This window comes from Bacteroides sp. ET225, from assembly GCF_024733745.1.
In the GTDB taxonomy this organism is placed as follows: Bacteria; Bacteroidota; Bacteroidia; order Bacteroidales; family Bacteroidaceae; genus Phocaeicola; species Phocaeicola excrementipullorum.
Genome location: NZ_JANRHN010000082.1, coordinates 1 through 1,421, shown reverse-complemented (window position 1 = coordinate 1,421; position 1,421 = coordinate 1). Strand labels below are relative to the sequence as shown.

Sequence of the window (1,421 nt, the reverse complement as noted above, 5' to 3'; positions counted from 1 at the left end):
GCCAAAACGGGGGAAATACCCCGACTAAGATATGGCTAAGATACAAAATATTTTAAAGATTCAGCCTACTTTAGGCTTTACAGAGTTCGATATTCTGAAAAATTATCAGAAAAGTTTTGAAAGCAGTGAATTGGGACGCATCCATTCGCTGTTTCCTTTCTCCTCTATCGCCCGGAAGATGGGACTGAAGGATTCCCCTTTAGGACGGAAAGGTTATTTTTCTGCCGCCGGCAAGATAGCCCTGATGGTTCTGAAGTCCTATACCGGCCTGTCCGATCGTCATCTGATAGAACATCTGAACGGGAACATCCACTTCCAGCTCTTCTGTGGTATATTAATCGATCCGTCCCATCCGGTCACCAACTACAAGATAGTAAGTGCAATCCGTCAGGAACTGGCCGAAAAGCTGGATATGGATGCCTTCCAGTGCATACTTGCTGAACACTGGCGTCCCTATCTGGAAAACCTTCACGTCTGTATGGCCGATGCCACCTGCTATGAAAGCCACATGCGTCATCCCACTGGCCTGAAACTGCTTTGGGAAAGTGTGGAATGGCTTCACCGTCATCTCTGCGAGGATTGTCGGATACTTGGTGTCCGCCGTCCGAGGAACAAATGGGGTGACGTGAGCCGTGCATATCTTGCGTACAGCAGGAAGCGCAGACGTAAGGCCTCACGCAGCCGGATGTTGAAAAGGCGGCTGCTCAACCTGCTGGAGAAGCTGCTGTATCAGACCGGCCGTCTCCATGCCGACCATAAAGGACAGCTTGAACATACGTCAGACTACCACCGGCGTCTGTCAGTCATAAGGAAGGCATTCAAGCAGCAGAAGCAGCTGTTTGCCGGCAGGAAGGATGTCCGTGACCGTATTGTCAGTATAGACCGCCACTATGTACGCCCCATCGTGCGTGGGAAGGAAACCAAGCCGGTCGAGTTCGGAGCCAAGGTGAACAATATACAGGTAGACGGAATCTCCTTCATCGAACACCTTTCCTTTGATGCCTTCAATGAAGGTATACGTCTGAAGGAATGCATCAACCTCCAACAGAGGCTCATGCGCAGGAAGGTGACAGCCGTTGCCGCCGACTCCATTTATGCCAGCAACGCGAACCGGAAGTTCTGTACGGAAAAGGGGATTGCCACCTCCTTCGTCCGTAAGGGACGGGCAGCCAAGGATGAGGAGCTGCGACGGATACTACGTTCGGAACTCAGCAGGGAACGGGCTACGCGTCTGGAAGGGAGCTTCGGCACACACAAGCAACACTACTCACTGGCAAAGGTCAGGGCAAGGAACAGGAAGACCGAAATCCTTTGGATTTTCTTCGGCATACATACTTCGAATGCAGTCTTGATGGCAGAAAAGGTGAAGAACAGACAGATACAGGCTGCCTGAAATCTGTAAATCTTATGGATGGAGGAGC

At 51.0% G+C, this 1,421-nt stretch carries 1 protein-coding gene; it reads left to right on the top strand.

What is annotated here, in order from left to right; genetic code table 11:
* Nucleotides 1–31 precede the first annotated feature (31 nt).
* Nucleotides 32–1,393, top strand: coding sequence for a transposase (locus tag NW212_RS15180; RefSeq protein WP_258339451.1), 1,362 nt, complete (start codon nt 32–34; stop codon nt 1,391–1,393).
* Nucleotides 1,394–1,421: the final 28 nt, after the last annotated feature.

Bases quoted from the DNA above. Each gene is read 5' to 3' on its own strand.
- NW212_RS15180 (WP_258339451.1), top strand. From the start codon at position 32: ATGGCTAAGATACAAAATATTTTAAAGATTCAGCCTACTTTAGGCTTT.